Here is a 20,442-nt window from a genome sequence, read left to right on the forward strand (position 1 = left end):
AAAGTAGGTGGGGGAATGCCATGAAAATTGCTGAGAAACAAATCGAAGTACGCTATGCTGAAACGGACCAAATGGGAGTTGTTTATCACGCCAATTATCTGATTTGGATGGAAATTGGGCGGACCGAATTTATCAAACAGCTCGGATTTCATTATGCTGATATGGAAAAGGAAGATATCCTCTCTCCTGTAACCGATTTGCAAATTTCATATAAAAAGCCGCTTCGCTATGGCGATATGGCAACCGTTAGAACATGGATTGATGCCTATGATGGAATCCGTGTGACGTATGGTTATGAAATCTTTACATCAGACGGCGAGCTGGCGGCAACTGGAAAAACACAGCATGTGTGCGTCAGACGCGATTCCTTTCGACCGATTTTAATTCGCAAATATTTTCCGGACTGGCATGAAGCTTACGAGCGTGCCAAAAAGTAAGGCGATACATATGGCATTTGGCATTCGAAGGAATGAGCTGGAATTATGGAAGAAAAAGGTGATAAACGGAGAAATCGCTTTTCTCACTCACTTTTGGTATGATCAGCGCTTTCCGCATTATACGACAGTCACAAAAGTGGGGTGCGGCGATTTAGACAAGCTGCTGGCCTGGGGCGAAAAATATCAGCTTCGTCCTGAATGGGTTCATCAACGAGACTCTTTTCCGCATTTTGATTTATTAGGAGAGAAGCAGAAAGAAGTTTTGCGGCAGGAAGGATTGATGGATCATTTAGAACGATTTCATTTAGAAAAAGGGGATAAGTGCAATGAATGCAAATGAAATGGGGAAGGGAACGTTATTAGAAGTGCTTGGAATCGAAATTACGGAAATAGGGCACGGGCGTGTTGTAGCTACAATGCCGGTAGATCACCGGACGCATCAGCCGTTTGGTTTGCTTCATGGCGGAGCGTCGGTTGCCTTGGCGGAAACCGTTGCCAGTCTGGGCGCTTACGCATTGGTGGATCAAGATACAGAAAGTGTGGCCGGGCTGGAAATCAACGCTAATCACGTACGTCCAGTCCGAAGCGGAACAGTGACAGCGACTGGTACGGTCCTTCACCGCGGCAGAACAACGATGGTATGGGATATTCGCATCGTGGACGATCAACAGCGACTTGTTTGTGTCTCTCGCTGTACCATCGCTATTATAAAAAAAAGCTAGCTTTTTTAAGTCAGCTAGCTTTTTCGCTTTTTATTCAAGTGAAAAAACGGGTTCACTTGCTTGTTCATTAAAATCAACAATCAAATCATGCCCGTCAAAGTACCATATATCGTTGTCCTCAACAAAAAAGGTGATACCATCTATAGTCGTTTGCGCTTTTGGATCGGAAGGGACGCTTTTTTCCATGCCGAGTGAAAAGCCTTTCTGCACGGTGCTGCATCCACCATATCGTGCAAAAAAGCGAATAGAATCTCCTTCGCGTAAATCAAGCTCCTCTTTATACCATGCTAACGCTTTTGGTTTGATAATAATTTCCATGATAAACCCTCCTTATTCACCATTATAAAGCATTTTTGGCAAAACGGGCGAATATTTGCTGCAGAAATCATTGACTAAACAGGGCGATGATTACATAAAGTAAATATACATCATCCATGAAGGGGGAAAGGTTCATTGACAAAAAAACAAGCTGATTTTCCGTTAAGCTATGAGTCAGATGGGATCATGAAGAAAAAGCATCAGCAAAAGCCTTCGACACCTAAAAAAGAAAATAAGGATTTTTTCAATACGACGCAAGCAAGTGAATAAAGTAGCCATGCAGCAGGCTACTTTTTTATTGCAATAAACAAATTTTTACTATACAAATAGTTATTTCAACGCTATTATTAATAAGGACACATATTTTGGAGAAGGGGTGACGTTTTCGCATATGAGTAGTCGAAGTTCAAACGAACCTGAGCCGGAATACTGCGGGGAAGCATTGCCTTTTCCTTTGCGAATGAACGAGCTACTCGCCATCCGAAAACGGGCTCCATTCGAAAGGAAAAGATAGCAAGCCTTCCTCGCTTGGAAAAGGAGGAAGCGTGCATATGATGAAGATGTATTTGTCAAATGCTAATGGAAAAATTGAAGAAATTCATGAGCTTAAAAACGGTTGCTGGATTAAGCTAGTAGCTCCGACGGAAGAAGAGATTCGCTATATCGCTAACCATTTGGACATCCCGATTGATTCGATCAAAGACGCCCTCGATGATGAAGAACGTTCGCGTGTCGAAAAGGAAGATAATCATGTGTTAATTATCGTGGATATCCCGATCATTACTCATGATGAAGTGGATGGCCCTATTTATGAAACGATTCCGATCGGAATGATTATTACGAATACATGCTTTATTACGGTTTGCCTTCAAGAAAATCCGATTTTTGAAGAATTTGCGAACCACAAAATTAAAAATTTTTACACCTTTATGAAAACGCGTTTTGCTTTGCAAATGCTTTATATGATTTCGACTTACTATTTGCGGTATTTAAAGCAAATCAACCGCCGCACAAGCGAAATTGAAAAAGAGCTGCATCAATCGATGAAAAATCAGGAGCTGTTCTCGCTGTTAAGCATGGAGAAAAGCTTAGTGTATTTCATGACCTCGCTAAAAGCGAATAACATTGTCATGGAACGGCTTATGCGCCTTAATTACTTGCGAATGTATGATGACGATCAAGAGCTGTTGGAGGATGTGATCATCGAGAATAAGCAAGCGATTGAGATGGCTGAAGTATACAGCAGTATTTTGAGCGGAATGATGGATGCTTTTGCTTCGGTCATTTCTAACAACTTGAATATTGTGATGAAATTTTTAACAGCTGTGACGATTGTGATTTCACTGCCAACCATGGTTGCCAGCTTCTATGGAATGAACGTCCCAATTCCGTATCAGCATTCCCCATATGCGTTTATGGTGGCAATGCTTCTGGCCGCTTTGCTATCGAGCATTACCGCCTTTGTTTTTTGGAAAAAGCGATATTTTTAGCAAAACAAAAACCGCCCTTGATAAAAGGGCGGTTTTTGTTCGGGATTAAAACGATCATTACGGCTATTCTACACGCTTTTCCTTGTTTTTAGACGCCGTCATCCCGCCAGAAAGGATGAATTTCATTGCTTCTTCCGGTTTGACATTGATCACCTCAATCTGCGTTTTGGGAACGAGGACGGTGATTCCTGCTACTTGAAATGTCTGCGGAATGTAGACGGCTACGTACTCTTTAAGAGGATGAAAAAGCGATTCCACTTCTTCTGACGTAATAAAACCAATGCATTTTATTTCCGTGTGCGGCAGATCGATAAGGACGACCTTTGAAAACGACCGTTTTTCACCAATAAAGGAAGAGATCGTATCTTTTAAAACCGAATAAACGGTTTTCATCAGCGGAATGCTTTCGAGCAGCCGATCGATCAGCTTAATGAGACGGCCGCTAATATATTGGGTCGATAGCCATCCTAAAACGGTAATGAGAGCAATCGTGCATAAAATGCCGATGCCGGGTATGTATGCTTCATGAAGATACGGCTTGACATATTTTCCGAGCAGTCCATCGAAAAAAGTGAATATTTTAATAAACACATAGATGGCCAGCACAATTGGAACAACTGTCAATACGCCGTTCATAAAATTTTTTGCAAGGGTCTTCATGCATTTGCTCCTTTCTATGTGATCCTCTATCACCTTATCAAGTTTTCTCAGAAAAGACAAGATTTATAAATACGAACATTTATATATTTTTTTTGTAAAAAGTTCGTATTTATAATTGACGATTCATCTTATCCTTGCTATAGTTACAAATGGAAAAAAATGATGCGTTGGAGGACAGGATCATGAAGTCACATTATGACGTTATTGTCGTTGGTGCTGGACCGGCCGGTATTTTTACTTGCTATGAATTGACGTTGAAGCGAAAAGAAGCGAAGATTTTGCTCATTGATAAAGGTCACGATATTTATAAGCGGCGCTGCCCGATTCTGGAAAAAAGGATCGAAAAATGTCCGCCGCCGATGGGGAAAAAAGATTATGCTGGCTGTGTGCCCGCCTGTTCGATCACGAACGGATTTGGCGGTGCAGGGGCGTACTCTGATGGAAAATTCAATATTACCAGCGAGTTTGGTGGTTGGATGACGGACTATTTACCCGCTTCGCTTGTGCTCGACTTGATTCATTACGTCGATGAAATTAATTTGCAGCATGGTGCCACATCTACTATTACTGACCCGACGACAGAAAAGGTCAAGGAGATTGAACGGCGCGCGTATGCTGCTGGTTTAAAACTGCTAAGGGCGAACGTTCGGCATTTAGGAACGGAGCAAAATCTCGAGATTTTAAAAAGCATTTATGAATATTTGCGTGAGCGCATTGACATGGCTTTTCAAATAGAAGTAGAGGATATCTTAACTGAGAAGCAAAGCGAACGCCATACGGTCAAAGGAGTGGTTTTAAGGGACGGAACTTCCGTAATGGCTGAAAAGGTTGTAATTGCTCCGGGACGTGATGGCTCAGCATGGCTCGCCAAAATATTGAAAAAACGCCGTTTGCGCATGCTGAATAACCAAGTGGATATCGGAGTGCGCGTGGAAACAGCCAACATTGTGATGGAGGAAATTAACGAACATTTATATGAAGGGAAATTTGTTTTCAACACATCGGTCGGTACACAAGTCCGTACATTTTGCAGCAATCCATCAGGTCATGTTGTCGTGGAAAACCATTCTGGAACGATGCTGGCGAACGGGCATGCGTATAAAGATCCAAAGTTGGGCAGCAATAATACGAATTTTGCCCTGCTTGTCTCACATAAATTTTCTGAGCCATTTGATCAACCAAATGAATACGCTCATAAAATTTCTCGGCTGGCCAATGCTTTATCGAACGGTGGCATCATTGTACAAAAATACGGAGATCTTCTAAAAGGAAGACGGTCAACGGAAAAGCGCATCAAAGAAGGATTTATCGAACCGACATTAAAAGAAGCGGTTCCAGGCGATTTAGGTCTCGTGCTTCCTTACAATACAATGAAAAGCTTAATCGAAATGACGGAAGCGCTGAATCATGTGACACCTGGGCTTGCTTCTGAGCATACTTTGTTTTATGGAGTAGAAGCGAAATTTTATTCTGCGCGTCCGAAACTAACCGATCGTTTTGAAACAGAGATTACGGGTCTATATGTTGGAGGAGATGGCGCAGGAATTACCCGCGGTCTTGCTCAGGCAGGCGCATGCGGTGTTTGGATTGCCCGCGATATCGCGCAAAAGCTAGCAAAATAGCAGGATAGGCGTACGCCTATCCTGTTTTTTATGGTGATTGAACGGTATTTCTATTGAACTGGGAAAATGGAACCACTACAAAAAACTCACAGTCGCAAGCAAGCTAGTGGCCTACCTTGGTCAAGCTATAGTGCTCACGCGGCGACGTACCAGGCTATATTGATAAGCACTACGGGTATTTGTTTTCGTCAATGGAAAGAATACTCTCGATGAATGATTGTATTCTTATTGTCAACTTATTTATTAAAAAAGTTGACAATAAGAACCTTCTACCCTACGATAAATGTAATCGTATGGAAAGGGGAGAGAAAATATGAAAAACTGGTTGGAGTTAGCCGATCAAGTGTTGGCTGGATATGAGCTGAACGATGAAGAGGCGCTGGCGCTGTTAGACTGTCCGGATGAACAGCTTCTTCTTTTATTGCAAGGGGCCTATCATATTCGCTGCGCGTATTTTGGAAATAAAGTGAAGTTAAATATGATTATTAATGCTAAATCTGGATTATGTCCAGAAAATTGCGGGTATTGCTCGCAATCCTCGATTTCGACGGCCCGTGTCCAACCGTACAAAATGGTAGATAAAGAAACGCTGATTCGCGGAGCGGAGGAAGCTTATCGTTTACAGGTAGGTACATACTGCATCGTGGCAAGCGGTCGCGGGCCAAGCGAAAAAGAGATAGATACGGTTGTTTCTGCTGTCAAAGAAATAAAAGAGCGATTTGGTTTAAAAGTGTGCGCCTGTCTCGATATTTTAAAACCTCAACAAGCCCTCCGCCTTAAAGAAGCAGAAGTGGATCGCTATAATCATAATATTAATACATCGAAAGAGCATCATCCTAAAATTACAACCTCACATACATACGATGATCGTGTACAGACGGTACAAATCGTCAAGCAAGTTGGCATTTCCCCGTGCTCTGGCGTTATTATTGGCATGAAAGAAACGAAACAGGATGTCGTTGATATGGCCAGAAGTTTAAAGGTGCTAGATGCTGACTCCATTCCGGTGAATTTTCTGCATGCAATCGACGGCACGCCACTTGCGGGAACGGATGAGTTAGATCCGCGGTACTGTCTAAAGGTACTGGCTCTGTTCCGCTATATCAATCCATCAAAAGAAATTCGCATCTCCGGCGGACGAGAGGTGAATTTGCGATCACTCCAGCCGCTCGGGTTATATGCCGCCAACTCCATTTTTGTCGGGGATTATTTAACAACGGCCGGTCAAGAAAAATCGGAGGACTATCGCATGATAGAAGATCTTGGATTTGAAATTGATTTTACTAGTCCCGAGCTTGTTGGTTAGCCTGATGCCGCTGACTTCGATGATGAGGGCAGCTTAGACTGTTAACGAACGCTTTCATTCTGCGTCACTGGCCTCGCTTATCCGCTCATGAACGTCTTTTGCTCGATTCGTCGTCTTCACTCAGCCGCGTTCCTTGTTTGCTTCAGTCTCAGGGGAAATCAACACCATGAATGGAGGTTATAGACAGAGGCCCTTTTGACTTTGTCTATCACCTTCGTTGCCGTTTGATGAATCAAAACGGAAAAAGTGAACGACAATAAAAAAGAATGACATCCTAGGGAAGTGAAACGATGAAGGACTATGAATGCATTATTATTGGCGGAGGAATTGCTGGGCTGCAGGCTGCCATCCAATTAGGCCGTTATCATCATCGCGTTCTTGTTATAGATGCTCAGAATGGCCGTTCCACACTGTGCCGAGCTTATCACAACTTGCTTGGCTGGCCGGATGGAGTCAGCGGTGAACAGCTGCGATCAAGCGGAAGGCAGCAGGCAGAACGGCTGAACGTTCACTTCGTAGACGACGAAATTGTCACTGCTTCCAAGGAGGAGGAACAATTTCAGCTTATGGGCAAAAGTGGACGACGGTACGAAGCAAAACGGATTTTATTGGCGACGGGAATAAAGGATCGTATTCCTCCGATTCCTAATCTGATTCCTTGTTTAGGGACGAGCGTTTACGTGTGCCCGGATTGTGATGGATATGAGGTGACCGATAAGAGGGTGATTGTACTTGGTGCCGGAATGGCAGGGGCCAATATGGCGTTGACACTCCTCTATTGGACGAGAGAAATCACTTATATCAATCATGATGGTGAGGATGTGGCTCCAGAGCTAAAGAGAAAGCTGCAAGAACAAAATATTCGCTATGTACGCGAACCGATTGAAGCAGTGTTGGTGAAGGACGGTCCGCTTTTCGGCGGTGTCCGTCTGCAAAACGGCACTGTGATTGCAGGAGAGCGCGGATTTATTGCTTTTGGAAATAATCAGGTGAATACAAATTTAGCCAAACAGCTTGGAGTAGAAAGGTTGGAAAATCGGCACATTCCGACAGACGCGAGAACGAAACAGACAAATGTCCCCAATGTATGGGCTGCTGGCGATATCGGAGTTCATTCGGAGCAAGTAGCGATTGCTATGGGGGAGGGGGTTCAAGCGGCGATTTGGATTCATAAAAGCATTATGGCAGAAAAAAACGCGAGCCTTAGGTGAAAGGCTCGCGTTTTTACATGATGTAGCGCCGAGCATTTCTTTTCATGAAAAAGTTTTGATTCGCATAATATCTCAATACAGAGACAGAAAAGGGGGAAGCAGCTGTGGTGCCTACATATTTGATTAAACCGCATCTCCAGCGCCACTATCCGACCGTGCAGTACGCCAAAGGAATCTATGTGTATGATACGAATGGAAAAAAATATGTAGACGGCTGTTCCGGGGCCGTGACAGCCAATCTCGGGCATGGTGTTCCAGAAATTATTGAAGCGATGAAGGAACAGGCGAATAAAGTATCGTTTGTATACCGTTCCCAATTTACAAGCGAAGCGGCTGAAAAGCTTGCCGAAACGTTAAATGAGCGCATTGGCGGCGAAACTCGCTATTGGACGTTTCTTGTCAACAGCGGATCGGAAGCGACAGAAACGGCTATGAAAATCGCCATTCAATATTGGCAAGAGAAAGGAAAAAAGGGAAAAAATAAAATTTTATCACGTTGGCTTAGCTACCATGGCATTACGCTCGGAGCACTTTCCATGTCTGGACATACAGCAAGAAGAGAGCGTTTTGTTCCTTTGCTTGAAGATTTTCCAAATGTGCCTCCTCCATATTGTTATCGTTGTCCCTATCAGTTAACTTGGCCATCGTGTCAATGGCGCTGTGCCGATGAACTGGAGGAAGCGATTATTCGCATCGGTGCCGAGCACATTGCTGCTTTTATTGCTGAACCGATTATCGGAGCAGCAGGCGCGGCGCTGACTCCGCCAGAAGGGTATTATGAACGCATTCAAGCGATTTGCCGTCGCCATGAGATTTTATTTATTGCCGATGAGGTCATGACAGGGCTTGGCCGGACAGGAAAAATGATGGGGCTTGACCATTGGCAGGCAAAGGCGGACATTATTGCGCTTGGAAAAGGATTGGGAGCTGGATATACGCCGATTGCTGCTACGCTTGTCAGCGAGCACGTGATTGAGCCGATTAGAAATGGGTCAGGAGTGGTGATGAGCGGACATACGTTAAGCGCAAATCCGCTTTCAGCTGCTGTTGCTTTGGCTGTGCTTCAATATATCGATCAGCATCGTTTAGTTCAAAAAGCAGAGGAGATCGGGAGCGATTTATTTACGAAGCTATGCCGTTTGCAGCAGAAGTTTTCATGGATTGGCGACATCCGCGGCAAAGGATTAATGCTTGGAATCGAGTTCACCGTTCCCAATACCAAAACAATGACGCCCAATAAATGGACATTTACGGATATCGTTGTGACGAAGGCCCAAGAAAAGGGTTTGCTTGTGTATCCGTCTGCTGCGGGAAATGGAAAAGATGGAGCAGCGATCATCATTGCTCCACCGCTCACGATTGAGCGCGCACAACTCGATGAATTAGTAAGTTTGCTAGAGGAAGCCTTTCATCATATTGAAAAGCATTCTCCAATGAAAGGGAATGGTCGCAATGATGGTAGCCGGAAATGAGTATGGCAAAATCGTTTCTATTGAATATGCGATTGACAAAGTAATGGACGGCTGCACCTTGATGGTTGGCGGGTTTGGCGGTGTTGGTTCGCCACCCACGCTGCTTCAGGAGGTGTTTGACAAAGGAGTGGAGCAGCTGACGCTCATCTGTAACGATACAGCCTTTCCTCATATCGGGGTTGGTCCACTTGTGAAAGAAGGAAGAGTAAAAAAAGCAATTGTTTCGCATATCGGCTCCAATCCGATTGCGGGTTCCTTATTTCAAGAAGGGAAGATGGAGGTAGAGTTTTCTCCGCAAGGAATTCTGATCGAACGAATTCGCGCCGGAGGAGCTGGATTAGGAGGAATCCTTGTGGATATTGGCATGGATCATGAATGGTTGTCAAAAGGGAAGCCAATCGTTGAAGTAGATGGAAAGCGCTTTCTTTTGGAGCGTCCGTTGACAGCAGATGTATCGCTTGTATATGCGAAAAAAGCAGATCCTTTCGGCAATCTAGTATATGACAAAAGTGCACGCAATACAAATCCGCTTGTCGCGATGGCCGGAAATATAACCATTGCTGAAGTCGAAGAGATTGTGCCGCTTGGCGAACTGAATCCGGAGGAAATTGTAACGCCAGGGATTTTTGTTCACTATATTGTGAAAAGCAGAGGAGTGAATTGGAAGTGGGCATGGGAATAAGGGAGCGTATCGCCAAACGGGCTGCGAAAGAACTCAAGGATGGAATGATCGTCAATCTTGGCATCGGTATTCCGTCACTGATTCCTAATTTTTTGCCGAAAGGGATGCGCATTATGTTTCAGGCGGAAAACGGCATTTTGGGCATGGGGGAAAGTCCGGACAAAGGCAAAGAGGATGCCAACCTTTGCAACGCTGCCGGCTATCCGGTCACGATTGTCGATGGAGCTTCTTATTTTGACAGTGCTACCGCTTTTGCCATGATTCGAAAGGGATTGATTGATGTTACAGTTCTCGGAGGATTGCAGGTAAGTGAACAAGGAGATTTAGCGAATTGGATGGTTCCGGGGAAACGTGTTCCGGGAGTTGGCGGAGGAATGGAACTGGCTCAAAAAACGAAAAAAGTGATTGTGGTGATGAGCCATGTTAGTAAAGATGGCGAGCCCAAAATTGTGACGGAATGCTCTTTACCGCTGACAGCTAGGCAATGCGTCCATTTGATTATTACGGATCAAGCGGTTATTGAAGTGACAAAAGAAGGGTTATTGTTAACAGAAGTGATGGCTCCGTATCATGTGGAAGATGTAGTGGCCAATACGGGAGCGTTTCTTCAGATTGCCCCGTCTCTTAAACGAATCGAATAAAAAAGAGGTGAAAGAATGAAAGATATACAGAATCAGCTTCATCAATGGATTTTAAAAAATCAGGATCAAGCCATCCAATTATTAAGGCGGCTTGTTCAAGAGGCGAGCACACAAAAAAATGAAGCAAACGCACAAGCGCTCATTATCGAAAAATGTCGACAGCTGCAGTTAGAGCTTGATATATGGGAGCCGGATATCGAAAAGCTGCGACAGCATCCATATTTTGTATCAGCACGCACTAGCTTTAGAAATAGCCCGAATGTTGTAGCTATCTGGAAAGGAGCAGGCGGAGGGCGGTCTCTTATTTTGAATAGCCATATTGACGTTGTTCCTGAGGGAGATACGCAGCAATGGAAAGATGATCCATACAGCGGACAGATAAAGGAAGGAAAAGTATATGGACGAGGCGCCTCTGATATGAAAGGAGGAACCGCATCGCTCTTATTGGCGATCGAGGCACTGCAATCCCTTGGTATCAAGTTAAAAGGAAACGTGATTTTTCAAAGTGTGATTGAAGAAGAAAGCGGTGGGGCAGGCACTTTAGCTGCTGTTTTGCGCGGATACCAAGCGGACGGGGCCATCATTCCTGAACCGACAAATATGAAACTATTTCCAAAGCAGCAAGGTTCTCTCTGGTTCCGTTTGATCGTCTCAGGCAAATCGGCACACGGCGGCACACGTTATGAAGGAGTGAGTGCGATTGAGAAGGCATCGCTTATTTTAGCAAGGATTCAGCAGTTAGAAACAGAAAGAAATCAACGCATGGTCGATCCGCTGTACGAAAATATCCCGATTCCAATTCCAATTAATGTCGGTACGATCCATGGAGGAACATGGCCTTCCTCTGTGCCTGATTGTGTGGTTTTAGAAGGGAGAATGGGGGTAGCGCCAAATGAAACGATTGAGCAGGCGAAGCAGGAGATGGCGCGCGCCATTCATGAATGCAATGAGCAAGATGAATGGCTTCGAGAGCATCCTGTTCAGTTAGAATGGTTTGGCGCTCAATGGCTGCCAAGCGAGATTGAACCAACGCATCCGCTCATGCAAGCATTGAGCCGTTCGTATCGTCATGTGAAGCGGGAGGAACCGGTGATTGAGGCGGCACCATGGGGAACAGATGGAGGGCTTCTTACACAAGTCGGAAAGATCCCTACCGTTGTGTTTGGTCCGGGAACGACAGCAGTGGCCCATTATCCGAATGAATATATTGAAATATCGCAGATGCTGGAAGCGGCAGAAATGATTGCATTAACGATGATCGATTGGTGTGAAATGGACACATCAGTCTAAAATCTTTTGGCCATTTGTGAGGAAAGGGGAAGTGATATGAACGACTGGATTAAAGAAACGCAGTTTGCCGCTTCTGTCGTCTTTGATGATTTTAATGAACGGTTGCGCGTCGAAGATTATCGCGGGAGCGTTTTACCGCTTATTCATTCTATCAAAACCGCCGCTCAACAAAAGAAATATAGCAAATTAATTGTTAAAGCGAGAAACGAGCATGTGCCATTGTTCATTGAAAAAGGATTTCGCTATGAAGGATGGATTCAAGGATACTTTCATGGGAGTGACGCTCATATTCTTACCTACTATTTTCAGCAAGAGAGGCGCATGAGCGGGCATGAATGGGCAGAGGATCAAATGGTGGCAGACATTCAGACAAAATCGCCGCTCTCTTCCTTGTCGCCGCTTCCTGACCTTTATAAGCTGCGGAACGCGCAAGAAGCGGACGCTGTGGCGCTTGTCGAGCTATATCGAACAGTCTTTAAAATTTATCCCTCTCCATTGCACGAGCTCGGATATATGGAGAGCATTTTGAAAAAAGGCGCGCTCTTTTGCCTGATCGAGCATGACAAGCAAATTGTCAGTGCCGCATCTGCAGAAGTGAATCGGATGTATTACAACGCAGAGCTTACGGATTGTGCTACGCTTCCTGAGCATCGCGAGCATGGACTTATGAAGCATTTGCTTCGCTTTTTAGAAATGGAACTGAAAAAACAAGGCATTTTTTGCGCTTACTCGCTGGCCCGTGCGCAATCGTATGGAATGAACGCTGCCTTTCATCAGCTAGGCTATCGTTATAGCGGCCGGCTGATTAATAATTGCTATATTTTTAATGATTTAGAAGATATGAATATATGGGTAAAAGATTTGTCGGCGACATGATGCCTTTTTAGTAAAAACGCATAAATATGGTAGCAAGCCAAAAAAGGCAGCACGACGATCAAATAAAGGAGGGTTTACTACCTATGAGTCTATATCGGCCGAAACGCCATTGGAAGGAAATCGAGCTTTGGAAGGATGTCACAGAAGAGCAGTGGAATAATTGGCTTTGGCAATTAACGAATACGATTCGTACGCTTGATGATTTGAAAAAGGTCATTCATTTAACACCAGAGGAAGAAGAAGGGGTGAAAATTTCTGCTAAAACCATCCCGTTGAACATTACTCCTTATTACGCCTCATTGATGAATCCAGATGATCCTCGCTGCCCGATTCGCATGCAGTCTGTGCCAATTGGAAAAGAACAGTATAAAACAAAATACGACCTTGAAGATCCGCTGCATGAGGACGAAGATTCTCCCGTTCCGGGACTGACTCATCGCTATCCGGACCGTGTTCTCTTTTTAATTACGAACCAATGCTCGATGTACTGCCGCTACTGTACGCGAAGACGTTTTTCCGGCCAGGTCGGTATGGGGGTGCCAAAAAAGCAGCTGGATGTTGCCATTGATTATATCGCACAGACTCCGCAAGTGCGCGATGTTTTATTGTCAGGTGGCGATGCTTTATTAGTCAATGATCAAATTTTAGAGTACATTTTAAAAAAACTGCGAGCCATTCCCCATGTTGAAATTATTCGCATCGGCACAAGAGCTCCGGTGGTATTTCCGCAGCGGATTACCGAAAATTTATGCAACATCTTAAAAAAATATCATCCAGTATGGCTGAATACCCACTTCAATACTTCCATTGAGATTACGGAAGAATCAAAACGTGCCTGTGAAATGCTGGTTGATGCCGGCGTTCCTGTGGGGAATCAAGCCGTCATTTTAGCGGGAATTAACGACAGCGTTCCAATCATGAAAAAACTAATGCATGATTTAGTGAAAATTCGTGTGCGTCCGTATTATATTTATCAGTGTGATTTATCAGAAGGAATTAGCCATTTTCGCGCTCCTGTATCAAAAGGGTTAGAAATCATTGAAGGATTGCGGGGACACACCTCGGGATATGCCGTGCCGGTTTTTGTGGTTGACGCTCCTGGCGGCGGCGGGAAAATTGCCTTGCAACCGAACTACCTCATTTCACAAACGCCAGAAAAAGTGATTTTGCGCAATTATGAAGGCGTGATTACGTCATATCCGGAGCCGAAGGGTTATGTTCCCAATCGAGCGGAGGCCTATTTCCAAGAAATTTTTCCGGATATGGATCAGAAGCAATCAACGGCGGGTATTTCCGGCATCGCCAATGACACACGATTTTCGATTGTTCCTGAAAAATTAGAGCGCATTGAACGACGAAAAATGTATGAATCAGATCCTGCTCATAAATCATTAAAGGATTTGCGGGAAAAAAGAGATGAACTGAAAGAGAAAAAATATCAAGCGATGCTGAAAAAAACAAATGAAACGGAGATGAAGAAGGAATGACTACATGCCTTTGGTGCGGGTTTTCACAAGCTCAAGAAACGAAACAAACGGTTTATTGGGAGCTGCCAGACGGGCTTCGGGCGATTGAAATTACCCATACTCCAAGCATTTCCTGTCCGGACTGCCAAATGGTGTATCAAGAAGATGATGTGGTTGAAGCGATTGAGGATCAGCTCTTTTTAATTGATACGAGCCGTTTGTCCAGTACCGTCACTTATGAAGAGCTAATGAGCCAGCCGCGCCGTTTAAAAAGAAATTATTTTAAATAACATCAGATGTGTGGATGATTCACTAAAAACCTATGGATGTCGCTTGATTCCTCGCTTTTCGGCCTTAGACGCAAGCCCTTCTCGAACAACAAACGTTGGCGAAACGGATATGTCTGCTGCCGTTCTTATTCGAAGGAAGAGGCAGAGAAGCCAATATTTAACCAGATCGTTCTCTGTTTTTGTAAAATAATGGATGATTCACACTTATGAAATGAAAATATCTCTTCACAAATATCATGAAACCCATTAAAATGACAAGCAGCAGAAGAATGAATAAAAAAGAGGATGAGAGAAATGGAGCGTTCATTTTATCGATATTTGCTGAGATTTCGCGATGGAAAAAAAGATGACCCATTTGTTCGCTTGGCGAATGGGGTTTATCATGATCACGGTTTTCCAAAAGCTTCAGCTGATTACGATGAAATCAGCCGTTATTTAGAAATGAATGGGGATTATGTAGAAAGCATGACGGTGTTTGATGAAGTATGGGAGCGTTTTTTGCAAGAAGCGTAAGCGCGTTCAAGCAAGAACGCTCTTTTTTCATTCGATCGCTTACGAAATTGGATTTCTGCATATTCCTTGGATAATGAGTGTCCGCTTGTTTCTATCTGCATATAATTTACTATAGCACTTGATCGAAGGGAGGGAAACTTGATGAAGACGCCAAAATTTGCGCTTGGCGATATTGTTGTCAATACGTTGTATGGAACGGTAGGGATGGTGACTGACATTCAGCATGTTGATGATATGTTTTTGTATGAAGTAAATCATAGTCAAAGCTTATTTATGGAACAATCGCTTGTATTGCTATCAGAATTTTCCGGTGATGTGCTCATTGCGGAAGAAATTGAAATTGAACTTCCTTTCTTTCTTGGTGAGCTTGTGCATGTCCACAATTATGATCACGATTTATTTAAAATTATTGGTGTACGGACGGAGATCTATCGTTATCAAGAAGAAAGCTGGGAGGAAATTGTATATGAGCTAAAGCGCTTAGAGGACGGTTTAGAAATCGAGGCGAATATTGAGGATGTCATTTCCATCGCGTCTTCAGAAGAAACATCGGTAACGGTTTTACAAGATATCACACTCCTTGGGTATCTTGGTGAGCATCAATTGCTTTCTTCGTATTTACCGCTTCCAGAACGCCCGACAGAGGATGGATCAATCGATCAACTGTTAGATGCTTATAACGATTATCAACGGCTATATGAATGGTTTGGCGACGAACAGTATAAGAGCATGATGGAAATGACAGTCACTCGTTTACAAAAGCTTGTCCAAAAGAAAGATTTACCATCATAAAAATTGGATAAGTATATAGAAAAAATAAGGGATACCTAAGCAAACAATCGCTAAAAATAGGCTGTTTGTGACGGTTTCCATGACATGATCAATGATTTCGTCCATTTTATTCAAAGCAACCCCTCCCTTGTTTTGCTATTTCTAATGTATGAGCGACTCTTTTTTTGCATACATACGGATGAAAAAAATCTTTTGACATAAATCGGAGTTTTGCCACATACAACAATACAAAGGGGGCGATAGGATGAAAGAAATCGAGGTCGTCATTGATACGGAAGAAATTGCGGAATTTTTTTTTAAAGAACTGATTCGCCGCGGTTTTGTTCCATCGCGGATGGAGCTTGAGGAGATGGCGGATATTACGTTTGACTACTTAATTGAGAAATGCATTATTGATGAAGAAATGGATGATGATGAATAAGAAAAGAAAAAGAACGACGAGATGACCTCGTCGTTTTTAGTTTGTTAACTTTGCGGCAGCAAGCAGCTTTTTGAGATTTTGCTTATAATGACTGGTGATTTCTGGCGCTTTGACGAATGGAAGTTGTTTGATTTCTTGTAGGATTGCGAGATCGTGAAACCAATCGCGGCGATCAGAAAAACGATGCGTCACATCAGCCCATGCTTCTTGTAAGTGCGGGCTGTAGATATGAGCGGCTTTTGTATGGTTGATCGCCGAAAAAATATGCGGCCAAAAATCAGCGCGCGATCCTGTATGCTTGGTTTGGCTAACAAAACGGCCCACGCCTCTTAAAATACGCTTTCGGTAAAACAGCATGCCATAAAGAGCTTTTCCTATCTGAATGCGGTGATATACATCAGCGAAGTCACGAGCCGTGATCCCAGCAAGATGGATTCGCTCGTTATGCACATAAGGAATCAATAAATCATTCAATCCGAGCCATTGCTGAATGAGAAATGGAAAAGAATCAAGAACGTGCCATTGATAGAACGGATGGTCAACGACCCGCTGTTGAATATATTGCTGCTCGTTAATAATGAGTGCTACGGTCAATAGTGGAGAATCCTTTGTTTGATAAAAATACTCCCAAAACGGGCGCATAAATGAAGAAACAGAGAAGGCGGGAAGCAGATGAAACAGCGCTTTGTTATGTTGCCTGCTTGCTTCATATAGCAAAAGCTGAGGATAAGCATCGTGGAAGATTAAGGCATTGGCTCGTTCTAAAAATAAAAAAAGCGGCTGAATTTGCTCATGGCCAATAATCGATGGGATTAACCCGCCTTTGAGATCAGTCATATTCCAGCCTCCATTACGCGAAACGAGATGTGCTACAAGCGCCCAATGAATCTCGGGAAAGCGTGTGAAAAAAGAAAGATACGCTTGTGTACGTGTAACGTTATTGCGGTTATGATGTTTTGTTTGTTGGCGAATCCAGGAGATAAGACGCTTTTCTTCGTCCGTGAACGGCTGGCTTTTTTCTGGCTTCTCCCACTGTCGGCATAAGTATTCACATATAGAAGATGAGGCAATCGGAATGGACTCCCGATATAAAAGATGTCGATATAGTGATTGGAATGGGTGAGAAATCTTGGCGATCCAATTGTGAAAGCTGTCCATTGCAAGTATCTCCTTAAAACTTTTTGAAACTTCCTTTGCCTTTTGACGTATATATAAGGGACTATGGATCAAAGGGAGCGATGGCAGTGTTAAGAAAAATCATGAAGTCGATTCTGAAAGAAAACCTTTCGCGCCGCCACCATAAGCCACATTATTCGAGCAGCGATCATTATTCAAAATATCGTAAGCATATTCATCCATCTCATTACGGTCATGGGCATTATAAAAAGAAGCATCGCAGCGGAAGCTTTTTTTCCAGCTTCTTTAGCAGCTAACCATGAATCTTTCTTATTTTTTCACGAACATTCAGCGAATATTCGAACGACGCTATAAAAAAGGAGCTGTTTTGTATGGCCGCTACGAAATCATACAGGAGCTAGGGATGGGAAGCTATGGCATCACGTATTTGGCGAACGATTTGCACACAAATAAACAAGTCGTGATCAAGCAAATGCGAAAGCGGAAGCGGAAAACAAGAGAAGATTCTTTTAGAAGAGAGGCCGCTATTTTAAGGCAACTCAATCACTCGCAAATTCCTGCTTTATACGACACGTTTACTGTGCGTCATACCCCCCATCTCGTAATGGAGTATATGGAGGGGGACACGGTAGAATCACTTATCTTTGCAAAGGGAAAAGTATTTACGGAAGAAGAAGCCTTTCAATTATTAAAACAAGTATTAACGATTGTTGAGTATATTCATGCAAAAGGAATTGTTCATCGTGATTTGCGAATCCCGAATATCTTGCTGCGCGATGAGGATGTCTGCATTATCGACTTTGGTCTGGCGCGCTTTTTATCCGAACAGGATCCTCATATAGAAACATATATTCTGGAAAAAAAGCTACGCCGGCAGATTGATGTGAAAAGCGACATTTATGCATTGGGACACTTTTTATTGTTTTTGCTCTATTCTTCCTATGAGCCGACGACGAAAGAGGAAAGAAGCTGGGAAGAAGAATTGGAAATATCGAATTTCGCTCGCACCATTTTGCGAAGGATGCTGCAAATTACGGAGCCTTATGACGAGATCGCGTCATTAAAGGAGGATATTGATTGCATGCTCAAACGGAAGGAGAGGAACAAGCATGTCATTGTTTCATAAAATGCTGGCAAGCATCGGAATAGGAGCGGCTAAAGTAGATGCCAAGCTGATATCTGAAAGGCTTATGATCGGCGACGATGTTCAGGGAGTGGTCGATATCATAGGAGGCAGCAGCGCGCAAGAAATTGATCATATTTATATTTCTCTCTATACTACGTATACAGTGGAAATTGATGATCGAAAAAGCACGCGCCATGCGTTGATTGGCAAATGGCGCATCACTGACAAGTTTACGATCGGAGCTCATGAGAGGCGGCAAATCCCTTTTTGTTTTACTCTCCCGATTGAGACGCCGATCTCTGTTGGAAGGACAAAGGTATGGCTTCATACAGGATTGGATATCAAGCAAGCGCTTGACCCAACAGATGAAGATTACATTCGCGTTGAACCGTCTCCGGTCATGACCGCTGTATTAGCGGCTGTGGAACAGCTTGGATTCCGATTGCGTGAGGCGGAATGTAAAAAAGCGAGAGGTGCGAACGGTCTTCCTTTTGTTCAAGAGTTTGAGTATGTTCCGAAATCCGGATCATTCCGCAGTAAATTGGATGAGATTGAACTTGTATTTTCGCCGATTTCGAAAGATGAAGTCGAAATATACATGCAGATTGATCGTCGGGCGCGTGGATTGGGCAGCTTGCTGGCAGAGGCGATGGATTTAGATGAATCGCATGTTCGGTTTCGCGTCACCACTGCTGAAATTGCCCAGCTTCCTCAAAAGCTTTCCCGTTTGCTACAATCGTATTGCTAAAAGCGGAGCGACAAGCAGACGATGGTGCCACTTGCCTCGTTGATGAACGTCTTGATTCGATTCGCATCTTTGCTCAGCCGCGTTTCTTATCTGAAAAGCGTCAAGACAGTTGAAGATGGAACATTCGAAATGAGTGGATGTCGGAGAGATAGGGAAAGTCAAAATGAATTTTGTCTGAAATCTGAAAGATTGGGCTACAAGCCCGATCTTTTTTTAGTTCGACAAAACAACTGTTATTTTGCTAAAGGAATCGACAGTCAACATGACTAATAAATTGATAAAAGAAATGAAAGGGAGATGTTATATGGTTCGGCTGTTAGTGAAAAAAATGTTGAAATCACGGCAAATCTACGATGCGACACTGCTGCAGACGCCAAGATACGGACAGGTGAAGGGATATGAGCCTGTTTATCGTTTAACGGTCAATGCTACTACGCATGATGAAGCACTGGCGATTATTTATCGGATGTTTAACGTAGCGGATTTGCTTCCAAAAGACTATAAGGCGCGGTATGTTAGTACAGGAGATGTTGTCCTCATTGATGAAGGAACGTACGGAAAAACGTATTACAAGCTTTGCGCAGATGGATGGAAAAAAATCAATCGTGTCCACATTCGGTAATTGTTAATTTTAGAAAATTCTAAAAAATTATTTTGTTTGTCGAGAAAGTATGCTACAATGAAAAAAATCGAATAGTTTCGTGGACACAAGGGAATGGATAAAAATAAAAAAGGAGGCGAGGATTTGAAACGGCAACAAGAGCCACCGACTGTGGCGCCGGGAATAGACGATGATGAAGAATTGAGACAAAAAGCTTCAAAAGAGGAAATTGCGCGCGGAGACTATACGAAGGTTGTGACGCTCGCGCTGGATGAAGTAGATTCATCGTCGTAAAAACAAACCCTTGTGTTCAGCAAGGGTTTGTTTCGTTTTACCATTAAATTTTGTAAGGCGTATTAGCTGTCAGGGTTGTCGTGATGGCCGGGACCGTTTTTTCGTCCGGTTGCTGAATACTCCTTAGCATGTGCTGCGTTTTCTGACTGTAGCGCCTCTTTTGGAATATGATTATTCTTCTTCTGTCCGTTTATTCGGTTTCGATGTTTTTTCCCCATTGTTTCGCCTCCTTTGTGTTGTTTGCCTATTAGTATGTGCCGCTTCTATAGGATTATCGTTGGAGATTTTTTGCAGGGTTTTGACTTTAAATGCTAAATAAAGGAAGGA

Annotated in this window: 26 protein-coding genes; 22 read left to right on the forward strand and 4 right to left on the reverse strand. The window is 43.5% G+C overall.

The window, feature by feature from the left end; genetic code table 11:
- Positions 1-20: 20 nt before the first annotated feature.
- The 3 genes from GFC28_RS02750 to GFC28_RS02760 are packed head-to-tail and all read left to right on the forward strand — an operon-like array spanning position 21 to position 1,159.
- Positions 21-437 carry an acyl-CoA thioesterase gene (locus GFC28_RS02750; RefSeq protein ID WP_044746026.1) on the forward strand — a complete coding sequence of 139 codons (417 nt, stop codon included), beginning with the start codon at positions 21-23 and terminating at the stop codon, positions 435-437.
- 10 nt (positions 438-447) lie between these two features.
- Positions 448-777: a hypothetical protein gene (locus tag GFC28_RS02755; protein WP_044746025.1), complete on the forward strand. Its 330-nt coding sequence runs from the start codon at positions 448-450 to the stop codon at positions 775-777.
- Positions 764-1,159 (forward strand): hotdog fold thioesterase, encoded by a 396-nt coding sequence (locus GFC28_RS02760; protein ID WP_044746024.1) that lies wholly within the window; start codon positions 764-766, stop codon positions 1,157-1,159. The genes GFC28_RS02755 and GFC28_RS02760 overlap by 14 nt, the downstream gene beginning before the upstream one ends.
- A 30-nt stretch (positions 1,160-1,189) precedes the next feature.
- On the opposite strand, the gene GFC28_RS02765 is transcribed toward GFC28_RS02760, so the two are convergent.
- On the reverse strand, positions 1,190-1,477 hold the full coding sequence (locus tag GFC28_RS02765; RefSeq protein WP_044746023.1) for a HesB/YadR/YfhF family protein: 288 nt from the start codon (positions 1,475-1,477) through the stop codon (positions 1,190-1,192).
- 135 nt (positions 1,478-1,612) lie between these two features.
- Between GFC28_RS02765 and GFC28_RS19945 the strand changes: the two genes are divergently transcribed.
- Together GFC28_RS19945 and GFC28_RS02770 are read left to right on the forward strand one after the other, a co-directional pair.
- The gene (locus tag GFC28_RS19945; RefSeq protein WP_255363059.1) at positions 1,613-1,747 is read left to right on the forward strand and encodes a hypothetical protein; all 135 of its coding nucleotides are present in this window, start codon (positions 1,613-1,615) and stop codon (positions 1,745-1,747) included.
- A gap of 281 nt (positions 1,748-2,028) precedes the next feature.
- On the forward strand, positions 2,029-2,967 hold the full coding sequence (locus GFC28_RS02770) for a magnesium transporter CorA family protein (protein WP_044746022.1): 939 nt from the start codon (positions 2,029-2,031) through the stop codon (positions 2,965-2,967).
- A 63-nt stretch (positions 2,968-3,030) separates the two neighbouring features.
- Here the strand turns inward: GFC28_RS02770 and GFC28_RS02775 are convergent, their stop codons facing one another.
- On the reverse strand, positions 3,031-3,627 hold the full coding sequence (locus tag GFC28_RS02775; protein ID WP_044746021.1) for a DUF502 domain-containing protein: 597 nt from the start codon (positions 3,625-3,627) through the stop codon (positions 3,031-3,033).
- A gap of 182 nt (positions 3,628-3,809) precedes the next feature.
- On the opposite strand from GFC28_RS02775, the gene GFC28_RS02780 reads away from it, so the two are divergent.
- The 13 genes from GFC28_RS02780 to GFC28_RS18670 all read left to right on the forward strand — a co-directional run bounded on the left by GFC28_RS02780 (position 3,810) and on the right by GFC28_RS18670 (position 16,209).
- The gene (locus GFC28_RS02780; RefSeq protein WP_044746020.1) at positions 3,810-5,249 is read left to right on the forward strand and encodes an NAD(P)/FAD-dependent oxidoreductase; all 1,440 of its coding nucleotides are present in this window, start codon (positions 3,810-3,812) and stop codon (positions 5,247-5,249) included.
- A gap of 313 nt (positions 5,250-5,562) precedes the next feature.
- A complete protein-coding gene (gene bioB, locus GFC28_RS02785; protein ID WP_044746019.1) occupies positions 5,563-6,555 on the forward strand; it encodes a biotin synthase BioB in 993 nt (330 codons plus the stop codon).
- A gap of 290 nt (positions 6,556-6,845) precedes the next feature.
- Entirely contained in the window at positions 6,846-7,766 is a 921-nt protein-coding gene (locus tag GFC28_RS02790; protein ID WP_044746018.1) for an NAD(P)/FAD-dependent oxidoreductase, read from the forward strand.
- Between the two features lie 104 nt (positions 7,767-7,870).
- On the forward strand, positions 7,871-9,238 hold the full coding sequence (locus tag GFC28_RS02795) for an aspartate aminotransferase family protein (RefSeq protein ID WP_044746017.1): 1,368 nt from the start codon (positions 7,871-7,873) through the stop codon (positions 9,236-9,238).
- Entirely contained in the window at positions 9,219-9,920 is a 702-nt protein-coding gene (locus tag GFC28_RS02800) for a CoA transferase subunit A (RefSeq protein WP_044746016.1), read from the forward strand. Before GFC28_RS02795 ends, GFC28_RS02800 begins: the two co-directional genes overlap by 20 nt.
- Complete coding sequence (locus GFC28_RS02805; protein WP_044746015.1) at positions 9,899-10,561, forward strand: 3-oxoacid CoA-transferase subunit B; 663 nt, start codon at positions 9,899-9,901, stop codon at positions 10,559-10,561. Before GFC28_RS02800 ends, GFC28_RS02805 begins: the two co-directional genes overlap by 22 nt.
- 15 nt (positions 10,562-10,576) lie before the next feature.
- Positions 10,577-11,851, forward strand: a complete 1,275-nt coding sequence (locus GFC28_RS02810; RefSeq protein WP_044746014.1) for a peptidase — start codon at positions 10,577-10,579, stop codon at positions 11,849-11,851.
- Positions 11,852-11,887: 36 nt separating this feature from the next.
- A complete protein-coding gene (ablB, locus tag GFC28_RS02815; protein ID WP_044746013.1) occupies positions 11,888-12,727 on the forward strand; it encodes a putative beta-lysine N-acetyltransferase in 840 nt (279 codons plus the stop codon).
- Between the two features lie 83 nt (positions 12,728-12,810).
- On the forward strand, positions 12,811-14,214 hold the full coding sequence (gene ablA, locus GFC28_RS02820; protein WP_044746012.1) for a lysine 2,3-aminomutase: 1,404 nt from the start codon (positions 12,811-12,813) through the stop codon (positions 14,212-14,214).
- Positions 14,211-14,483: a YokU family protein gene (locus GFC28_RS02825; RefSeq protein ID WP_044746011.1), complete on the forward strand. Its 273-nt coding sequence runs from the start codon at positions 14,211-14,213 to the stop codon at positions 14,481-14,483. Before ablA ends, GFC28_RS02825 begins: the two co-directional genes overlap by 4 nt.
- Positions 14,484-14,777: 294 nt before the next feature.
- Complete coding sequence (locus tag GFC28_RS02830; protein WP_044746010.1) at positions 14,778-14,996, forward strand: YozE family protein; 219 nt, start codon at positions 14,778-14,780, stop codon at positions 14,994-14,996.
- 141 nt (positions 14,997-15,137) lie between these two features.
- Positions 15,138-15,788, forward strand: coding sequence for a hypothetical protein (locus GFC28_RS02835; RefSeq protein WP_044746009.1), 651 nt, complete (start codon positions 15,138-15,140; stop codon positions 15,786-15,788).
- Positions 15,789-16,032: 244 nt separating this feature from the next.
- The gene (locus tag GFC28_RS18670; RefSeq protein ID WP_080861053.1) at positions 16,033-16,209 is read left to right on the forward strand and encodes a YozD family protein; all 177 of its coding nucleotides are present in this window, start codon (positions 16,033-16,035) and stop codon (positions 16,207-16,209) included.
- 36 nt (positions 16,210-16,245) lie between these two features.
- Here the strand turns inward: GFC28_RS18670 and GFC28_RS02840 are convergent, their stop codons facing one another.
- The gene (locus GFC28_RS02840; RefSeq protein WP_044746008.1) at positions 16,246-17,367 is read right to left on the reverse strand and encodes a DUF2515 family protein; all 1,122 of its coding nucleotides are present in this window, start codon (positions 17,365-17,367) and stop codon (positions 16,246-16,248) included.
- Between the two features lie 277 nt (positions 17,368-17,644).
- On the opposite strand from GFC28_RS02840, the gene GFC28_RS02850 reads away from it, so the two are divergent.
- The 4 genes from GFC28_RS02850 (at position 17,645) to GFC28_RS02865 (ending at position 20,115) form a co-directional block, all read left to right on the forward strand.
- On the forward strand, positions 17,645-18,472 hold the full coding sequence (locus tag GFC28_RS02850) for a serine/threonine protein kinase (RefSeq protein WP_044746006.1): 828 nt from the start codon (positions 17,645-17,647) through the stop codon (positions 18,470-18,472).
- A complete protein-coding gene (locus tag GFC28_RS02855; protein ID WP_044746005.1) occupies positions 18,456-19,220 on the forward strand; it encodes a sporulation protein in 765 nt (254 codons plus the stop codon). The genes GFC28_RS02850 and GFC28_RS02855 overlap by 17 nt, the downstream gene beginning before the upstream one ends.
- 304 nt (positions 19,221-19,524) lie before the next feature.
- Positions 19,525-19,842: a YodL domain-containing protein gene (locus GFC28_RS02860; protein WP_044746004.1), complete on the forward strand. Its 318-nt coding sequence runs from the start codon at positions 19,525-19,527 to the stop codon at positions 19,840-19,842.
- A 93-nt stretch (positions 19,843-19,935) separates the two neighbouring features.
- Complete coding sequence (locus GFC28_RS02865) at positions 19,936-20,115, forward strand: hypothetical protein (RefSeq protein WP_044746003.1); 180 nt, start codon at positions 19,936-19,938, stop codon at positions 20,113-20,115.
- A 62-nt stretch (positions 20,116-20,177) separates the two neighbouring features.
- Here the strand turns inward: GFC28_RS02865 and GFC28_RS19445 are convergent, their stop codons facing one another.
- Positions 20,178-20,333, reverse strand: a complete 156-nt coding sequence (locus GFC28_RS19445; RefSeq protein WP_172798633.1) for a hypothetical protein — start codon at positions 20,331-20,333, stop codon at positions 20,178-20,180.
- Positions 20,334-20,442 lie beyond the last annotated feature (109 nt).

Source organism: Anoxybacillus sp. B2M1, assembly GCF_001634265.1.
GTDB lineage: Bacteria > Bacillota > Bacilli > Bacillales > Anoxybacillaceae > Anoxybacteroides > Anoxybacteroides rupiense.